This window comes from Streptomyces sp. C (genome assembly GCF_000158895.1).
In the GTDB taxonomy this organism is placed as follows: Bacteria; Actinomycetota; Actinomycetes; order Streptomycetales; family Streptomycetaceae; genus Streptomyces; species Streptomyces racemochromogenes.
Genome location: NZ_GG657750.1, coordinates 6,149,728 through 6,150,834, shown reverse-complemented (window position 1 = coordinate 6,150,834; position 1,107 = coordinate 6,149,728). Strand labels below are relative to the sequence as shown.

At 73.3% G+C, this 1,107-nt stretch carries 2 protein-coding genes; both read right to left on the bottom strand.

Annotated features, from left to right (window positions below; all coding sequences use genetic code 11):
- Positions 1-172 precede the first annotated feature (172 nt).
- Positions 173-523, bottom strand: coding sequence for a hypothetical protein (locus SSNG_RS27685; protein WP_007267235.1), 351 nt, complete (start codon positions 521-523; stop codon positions 173-175).
- Positions 524-597: 74 nt separating this feature from the next.
- On the bottom strand, positions 598-1,107 hold a 510-nt coding region (locus SSNG_RS27680; RefSeq protein WP_042802057.1), incomplete at its 5' end, for an RICIN domain-containing protein.

The window sequence follows — 1,107 nt, the reverse complement described above, 5'->3', positions numbered from 1 at the left end:
CCGGTGGCGGTGCTGGTCCGGGGGTAGGGGCTCGCGGTGCGGGCCCGCCCCCTCCCCCGCCAGGGGTGGGGGCGGGTCGGCGGCTGCCGACCCGCCTCCCCGTCTGCGGTCTCGTCTCGGCGGCCGGCCGCCGTCCGGGGCTGATATCCGCACCCGGACGGCGCCGGCGGGCTCACAGGCGTCGCTGGGCCGCTTCCAGGAGTTCCCCCACGGTGGAGTTGAACGCGATGGCGGCCTGCGGGGCGTGGCGGGGGATCAGGTTCACGATGAGCTCGAACAGCGGCAGCAGGTGCTCGGACTTGCGAATGCCGCCGCCGACGATCACCACGTCCCACGGCTTCCTGGTCAACGCGGCGACGAGGGTCGACTCGACCTGCTCGTCGTGGACGACCAGCTCCATGGCCGCGTCGATGCCGTGCTCCCCGAACCGGACCATCTCGGCGTCGAGCGCCGCCTGGAGGGCCGATCCGTCGATGCCGGGGATCGCGTGGGGTTCATAACCGATCAGAAGTGTAGAAGGCATGCAACGAACCTAACGAAGTCCCCCGAGAACACGATCGGTTTCCGGACACCTTCAGCCGCCGGACAAGGCGGAAGTCAGCCCCACTTCTGGCGGTCCGAGTTGTCGCAGGGGCGGGCGCGCAGGCCGTCGGGGCCGTCGTCCAGGCACTGGCCGGTGTCGGCGCTCCTGACCTCCACCGATGCGTCGGCCCACGCGGTGACCTTCCACTTCTGGGACGGGGACCGGCCGCACGCGCGGGCAGTGAGGCCCTTGCCGTCGCCCTCCAGGCAGGCGCCCGTGGCGTGGTTCCTGAGCGTGCCGGTGCCGTCCGGGAGGGGGTGGAAGGTCCAGCGCTGGTAGCTCATGCCGTTGGGCGGGAAGGAGCGCAGGCCCTGGTCGAGGCTGTGGTCCAGGCAACTGCCCGTGGAGCGGTTGACGAAGTTCCGGACCACGTCGTTCGACGCGGCCGCCGCACCGGCCCGCGGCTCCGCGGGAGCAGGCTCCGGCGGGACCAGGAAGAGCCGGCACAGCCCGGCGCCCAGGAGCAGCCCGGCCAGGGCGGCCCCGGCCGGCCACGTCCAGCGGCCCCGCCACCACGGGGCGGC